The following is a 1,114-nucleotide window of genomic DNA, read 5'->3' as shown; positions in this document are numbered from 1 at the left end:
CTGCTGGTGGAACAAATTCTATCACTAATACTCCGTCTTTTTCATAAGGTTCTTTATAATGCCCCTCGCTTGGAAATTCTAATAACCATAACCCCTCTCTTTTCCCCTTTTCATAATAGCCCTTACTTGTAAAATACTGATTTTTCTCTTCCCAATATCCTTCCTTTTTCCCATTGACATAGTAGCCTTTATGTCTATCATCTTCGTTTACTTCTTCCCAATATCCATTTTTTATCCCATTTTTATAACAACCTTTTGATTTTTGTCCCAAGTTATTACTTTCTATCCAAAAATCTTCTTTTTTTCCATTAGCGTTTAACACCCCTTTTCCTTCATAATTAAAGCTTCTCAAATCTACCCTCTCTCCATTTATTCGTATTTCATAGTCCAAATAAGAGTACAAAAACCGATAGTAATCACTTGTTTCTGAATTCCAATTATTGGGTCTATTTACTATATATCCTTCTTTGAGGGTGTTGTTTTCAAAATTGGCATAGAAAAGAGTATCCATTTCCCCTCTATAAAAATTTAAATTATCATCTAATTTTCTAGGGGCATAACTCAACAAAAGTTCTCCGTTAAGTTTCCCCTTAAGCACTGAATATTTACATTTAATAGTAGGGTAATCGTAATTCCCTGTTTCCTTATGTAATATAGATCTATGCATATCATAAAGGAAAACTCCTATATCATTCGTGTCTCTTGTATAAGTTTTTATTCCACAAGAAACGAGCGTACACAATACAATAATAATAGCTATTTTAAATATGGTGGTATTCATCGTTTCTATTCATTTTCTTTTATTTCTATACCATTCTTGTAATAGGCTTTTATAATATCTTTTTCTCCTTCTGCTGGTGGAACAAATTCTATCACTAATACTCCATCTTTTTCATAAGGTTTTTTATAGTGCCCCTCGCTTGGAAATTCTAATAACCACAAACCTTCTCTTTTTCCCTTTTCATAATAGCCCTTACTTGTACAAACACGACCATCTTCTATCCAGTAACCTTCCTTTTTCCCATTGATATAGTAGCCTATTCCTCTTGTATGTCCTATTGTTTCATCCCAATAGCCATCTTTTATCCCATTTTTATAACAACCTTTTGATTTT

The 1,114-nt window shown here is 32.3% G+C and carries 2 protein-coding genes; both read right to left on the bottom strand.

What is annotated here, in order from left to right; translation table 11 throughout:
• The coding region (locus tag HMPREF9072_RS07845; RefSeq protein ID WP_009411187.1) for a hypothetical protein at positions 1–781 on the bottom strand (781 nt) is incomplete at its 3' end.
• Between the two features lie 5 nt (positions 782–786).
• Positions 787–1,114, bottom strand: a 328-nt coding sequence (locus tag HMPREF9072_RS07840) for a hypothetical protein (protein ID WP_009411186.1), incomplete at its 5' end; no start/stop codon positions are given.

It is taken from the genome of Capnocytophaga sp. oral taxon 324 str. F0483, assembly GCF_000318315.2.
Classification (GTDB): Bacteria; Bacteroidota; Bacteroidia; order Flavobacteriales; family Flavobacteriaceae; genus Capnocytophaga; species Capnocytophaga ochracea.
This window is presented reverse-complemented; position numbering and strand designations above follow the sequence as displayed.